Origin of the sequence: Capnocytophaga sp. oral taxon 329 str. F0087 (genome assembly GCF_000213295.2) — a bacterium.
Lineage (GTDB): Bacteria > Bacteroidota > Bacteroidia > Flavobacteriales > Flavobacteriaceae > Capnocytophaga > Capnocytophaga leadbetteri_A.
This window is the reverse complement of record NZ_KN389992.1, coordinates 50,222-54,666: the sequence shown is the minus strand read 5'-3', so window position 1 is coordinate 54,666 and position 4,445 is coordinate 50,222. Positions and strand designations below refer to the sequence as shown.

The 4,445-nt window shown below is 37.8% G+C and carries 7 protein-coding genes; 3 read left to right on the top strand and 4 right to left on the bottom strand.

Annotated features, from left to right (window positions below):
• The first annotated feature begins 653 nt into the window (after nt 1-653).
• Together HMPREF9074_RS03740 and HMPREF9074_RS03735 are read left to right on the top strand one after the other, a co-directional pair.
• Nucleotides 654-1,064, top strand: a complete 411-nt coding sequence (locus HMPREF9074_RS03740; protein ID WP_009733838.1) for a PaaI family thioesterase — start codon at nt 654-656, stop codon at nt 1,062-1,064.
• A gap of 129 nt (nt 1,065-1,193) precedes the next feature.
• Entirely contained in the window at nt 1,194-1,820 is a 627-nt protein-coding gene (locus HMPREF9074_RS03735; RefSeq protein WP_009733837.1) for an L-threonylcarbamoyladenylate synthase, read from the top strand.
• An 85-nt stretch (nt 1,821-1,905) separates the two neighbouring features.
• On the opposite strand, the gene HMPREF9074_RS03730 is transcribed toward HMPREF9074_RS03735, so the two are convergent.
• Together HMPREF9074_RS03730 and HMPREF9074_RS03725 are read right to left on the bottom strand one after the other, a co-directional pair.
• On the bottom strand, nt 1,906-2,190 hold the full coding sequence (locus HMPREF9074_RS03730) for a winged helix-turn-helix domain-containing protein (protein WP_009733836.1): 285 nt from the start codon (nt 2,188-2,190) through the stop codon (nt 1,906-1,908).
• Complete coding sequence (locus tag HMPREF9074_RS03725; protein ID WP_009733835.1) at nt 2,180-2,779, bottom strand: hypothetical protein; 600 nt, start codon at nt 2,777-2,779, stop codon at nt 2,180-2,182. Before HMPREF9074_RS03725 ends, HMPREF9074_RS03730 begins: the two co-directional genes overlap by 11 nt.
• A 258-nt stretch (nt 2,780-3,037) precedes the next feature.
• Here HMPREF9074_RS03725 and HMPREF9074_RS03720 point away from each other — a divergent pair, with 258 nt between their 5' ends.
• Entirely contained in the window at nt 3,038-3,727 is a 690-nt protein-coding gene (locus HMPREF9074_RS03720; protein ID WP_009733834.1) for a PAS domain-containing protein, read from the top strand.
• A gap of 72 nt (nt 3,728-3,799) precedes the next feature.
• Here HMPREF9074_RS03720 and yajC read toward each other — a convergent pair whose 3' ends face one another.
• A complete protein-coding gene (yajC, locus tag HMPREF9074_RS03715) occupies nt 3,800-4,096 on the bottom strand; it encodes a preprotein translocase subunit YajC (RefSeq protein WP_009733833.1) in 297 nt (98 codons plus the stop codon).
• Nucleotides 4,097-4,152: 56 nt separating this feature from the next.
• A partial coding sequence (locus tag HMPREF9074_RS12640) for a transcription antitermination protein NusB (RefSeq protein ID WP_034539719.1) occupies nt 4,153-4,445 on the bottom strand: 293 nt, incomplete at its 5' end.

The window sequence follows — 4,445 nt, the reverse complement described above, 5'->3', positions numbered from 1 at the left end:
TAAAAATCAAGGAAACGTTAACTTATTGAATAACAATCAGCAAAATTAAAAGTTACCTTTATGAATTGAATCTGCCTATGGGAGAAAAAATTCTGTTAGTATTTTGTTTTGAACTAATAATATACTATCTTTGCAAGAAAAAAAATAACTTATAGACACAATCAGAATAAAGTTTAATAATGCTGCAGACTTTTACATATTTGAACCACTCTTTAAACGTTTTAATGTAACGGTTTATAACGATACAAAAGACATTAAGGGCAAGTTGAACCTCTAAAAGGGTATGGTTAAGTTCTTTCTGCATATGGACACTATGAGTAATTTTTGGCTACAGAATATTAATATAATGGGACAAGTGTGAGGAATGAGAGGGCTGTGAGTGGTGAGACTGGTGAGACTGATGAGACAAGTGGGACGAGTGAGACTGGTGGGAGGAATGAGAAGGCTGGGAAGGCTGGGAAGGCTGGGATTGGGAGACAAGTGGGACGAATGGGACAGGAGGGAGTGGTGAAAGGGAATAGGTTTTTGGGAATGAGGTTATGACCTTATTCTTATTTTTTTCCTGTTAAAAAATAATACCCTTTGTATGAGCTAATTGCATTATTTTTTGTAGTTTTGCTTTTTAAATTCTATTTTCTTTCTAAAAACTTACTATGAACAAAGATGATTTACAGCTAAAATGGGACGCGCTACCTGCCAATAATCTGATGCGGCAGTGGCAAATGCAAATAGCCGAGATTACCGAGCAGTCGGTTACCCTCTCTATGCCCGTAACCGACCAAGTAACGCAAGTAGATGGCGTGCTACACGGCGGGGCTACTCTTGCGCTGGCTGAAACGGCTGGCAGTATAGCTGCCTTTTTGCTATGTCGGAAAGGGGAGGAACAAATACGCGGTATAGAACTGAGTGCCAACCACCTACGCCCTGGTAAAGTAGGCGACACTCTCTACGCTAAAGCCGTGTGCCTAAACGCTGGACGTACCCTACAACTCTGGGATATAAAGGTGACAAACCAAGAAGAAAAACTGATTTCGTACTGCAAATTTACAACGATTAGTCGTTAGTGGTTAGTCGCTAGTCGTTAGAAAGCGACCTAAAGACTAAGGAGTAACGAACTAACCACTAAAGACTAACAGCTAACGACTAAGGACTAAGGACTAAAAACTAACGACTAAGGACTAAAAACTAAAAATATGGCTCAATTTATTAAACTCTACAACGAAAATCCTAACGAAAAGGAGATTGCTAAGATAGTGGAAGTACTGCGCAATGGTGGTCTTATCATCTATCCTACAGATACTGTGTATGGCTTAGGGTGCGATATTACCAACACCAAAGCCCTCGAAAAGATAGCGCGCATAAAAGGAGTAAAACTCGAAAAAGCGAACTTCTCATTCGTTTGTTCTGACCTAAAGAACCTATCAGATTACGTAAAACAGATAGACAGCAGTACCTTTAAACTGCTAAAACGCGCTTTGCCAGGGGCTTATACTTTTATAATGCAGGGCAATAACAACCTGCCTAAAGACTTTAAGAAGAAAAAAACGGTTGGGATACGCGTGCCCGACAACCTGATAGCTCGCACCATAGTAGAGCGCTTGGGCAACCCTATAGTATCGACTTCTATCTACGATGAAGACGATGTGATAGAATACACTACCGACCCCGAACTCATTTTCGAGAAATGGCAAAACCTTGTAGATATAGTAATCGACGGTGGATATGGTGATAATACCGCCTCTACGGTCATTGACCTATCGGGTGATGAACCAGTGGTTATACGCGAGGGGAAAGGAGACGTTGATATTATTAGTCGCTAGTAATTAGTCGTTAGTCGTTAGTCGTTAGAAGGCGACTCTATTCTAACGACTAACAGCTAACAACTAGCGACTAACTCACTAACGACTAAAGATTAATATAGCTTTTTAGCGCTTCGATATATTCTTCAAAAGCTGAAAGTCCCTTAGGGGTAAGCTGGGCTTCAGTATTAGGGTAATTTTCTTTGAACGTTTTTTTGATACTGATATAGCCCGCTGCTTCTAACTTCTGAATTTGTACCGAAATATTGCCCGAAGTGGCTTTGGTAACTTCTTTAATACGAGCAAAGTCGGCTTTTTCTTCTGAAACCAATAGCGAAATGATAGCCAAACGCAATTGCGAATGCAAAATGGGATTTAAATCAGCAAACATTACTTCTCTTTTTATATTCATTATGAAATTGAATACCAGGTACTAAGAACAATAGGGCTGCTAATACTACACATACCAAAGGCAAATAGATTTCACAACTAAATGGTACAAATATAGCTGCATAAATTAACAACAAAGCTACTAAGGATGTGGCTATCCAGAGTTTCATTTTCATTTGCAATGCCATTGCTAAAGCTACAAAAGCAAATGGCAAATAAATGACCAAAATCGCTATTTGAAATTTGCCAAAAGGACTGAAAGGTACTAGAAAAGCAAAAATTGCATTAATGCCTGCTACTGCCCATATCCAATCTAACCAATCGGCGTAATTTTTTTGTGTAGCAACTTTCTTTTCTTTGTACTTGATAATGAGGTTGACCACAAAACCAAGAGGCATCACTACTCCCCATACCCAACCTGATTGTTTGGGATAATAGTTGGCAATGAGCATTGCAAACTGCACTGTACCTGCAAGCATAATGAGCACACTCCAAAAGATAAGGAAGAAACCGTTTTCTTCGTACTTTTGTTTTCGTTGATTGATGACAGATTGAATGATTTTCAAGCTGTCGGCTACTTGTAATTCCATAGTTTTAAAATATTTAATGTTATAAATTCGCTGCAAATATAAGTTAGTTTATAATATAAACCAAATTTTTAGCAAACTTTTTTTGTAACCTCCTTCTTACTTCCTCCAAAATGGGAACAGAAAGTCATACTATTACACTTAAAAATCAGCTACTTACAAAATTATTGTTACATCTATCACAAAAAAGATAGTTCGTTATTTTGTTTTTCGATTTTAAAACCCTACTTTTGTCGCCGTTGAATATAAATCATAAATCGTATGTCAGAACAAGTAATAAATAAACCCACCCCCATCAATGAGGAAGTAGTGTGGGATAAAACCAAAACTATCATCAGTACTACTGATAGATTTGGCAATATCACTGACGTAAACCAAACGTTTATAGATGTTTGTGGTTATTCAGCAAGTGAATTGTTAGGAAAACCCCACAATATTATCCGTCACCCTGATATGCCTAAAATAGTATTTAAGGTAACGTGGGACAATATTTTGGCAGGGCGCAACTTTCACGCTATTATAAAGAACTTAGCCAAATCGGGTCGGTATTACTGGGTAATTACTGACTTTGAGGTAGGACGCAATATTATGGGCGAGGTGGTAACTATTATGGCACGCCGCCGTGCTGTGCCCCAGCACGTAATCACTGACCATATAGAGCCGCTATACCAAACGCTCCTAAAATTGGAGAAAATTGGTGGTATGGAGCTTAGTAACCGCTATTTCAAAGGTTTTTTAGAAAAACAAGGCAAATCGTACATTGAGTATGTTATGGATATACTTGATGACTCTAAACGCGAAATACGCTTCGAGCCAGTAAATACACACACTGATACCGAAAGTACTTTAGGCGATTACGAAATATCTGATGATATCTTTAGTGAAGATCACAAAGAAGAAAATATACTACAGCGCAAAAGTTTCTTTGCTAAATTGTTTTCAACAAATTAAATTCCTAAAGAGACAAACTAAAAAGGGCTATCCTAATTGTAGGATAGCCCTTTTTAGTTCTGATTTTAGCTTTTATGCTTTTTTGTAATCTTTGTTCTCAGCAGCTTTTAGCTTAGCCGATAATTCCATAGAGATAGCAGAACGCTCAAACATTATTTTGCCTGAAAGCGTTTCGATAACACAAGTATCGTCAGTAAGTTCTACTATACGTCCGTGTACACCACCTTTAGTTATTACCTTATCGCCTTTCTTCATATTTTGTATGAAGTTCTTTTCTTGCTTTTGTCGCTTCATCTGAGGGCGAATCATCAAAAAGTACAGCACCACGAACATCAGTATAAAGGGTGCTAATTGATTTAATGTTTGCATTATTTATATATTTAGTTATTAAAATTAGCTGTTGTAAGGCAAAATACGCTCCCTTACTAAAGGAGACCGCGCCCTATTTTCTTTATAAGCTCTTTTTCTTCAAGCTCTTTGTGTATCACATTGAGTATTCCGTTAATAAATAAGCTACTCTTCGGGGTAGAATATTCTTTAGAGAGCTCTAAATACTCGTTTATCGTTACTTTTATCGGAATACTTGGGAAGTAAAGCAGCTCGCATACCGCCATCTTCAGCAGTATATTATCGAGTACCGCTACACGCTCTTTATCCCAGTTGGTAAGTTTATCATCTATAAAATTCTTTAGTTTATTGTCATTCAGCACTGTCTTCT

Coding starts and splice junctions, on each gene's coding strand:
- HMPREF9074_RS03735 (WP_009733837.1), top strand. CDS start 1,194: ATGGCTCAATTTATTAAACTCTACAACGAAAATCCTAACGAAAAGGAG.
- HMPREF9074_RS03725 (WP_009733835.1), bottom strand. CDS start 2,779: ATGGAATTACAAGTAGCCGACAGCTTGAAAATCATTCAATCTGTCATC.
- HMPREF9074_RS03730 (WP_009733836.1), bottom strand. CDS start 2,190: ATGTTTGCTGATTTAAATCCCATTTTGCATTCGCAATTGCGTTTGGCT.
- HMPREF9074_RS03720 (WP_009733834.1), top strand. CDS start 3,038: ATGTCAGAACAAGTAATAAATAAACCCACCCCCATCAATGAGGAAGTA.
- yajC (WP_009733833.1), bottom strand. CDS start 4,096: ATGCAAACATTAAATCAATTAGCACCCTTTATACTGATGTTCGTGGTG.
- HMPREF9074_RS03740 (WP_009733838.1), top strand. CDS start 654: ATGAACAAAGATGATTTACAGCTAAAATGGGACGCGCTACCTGCCAAT.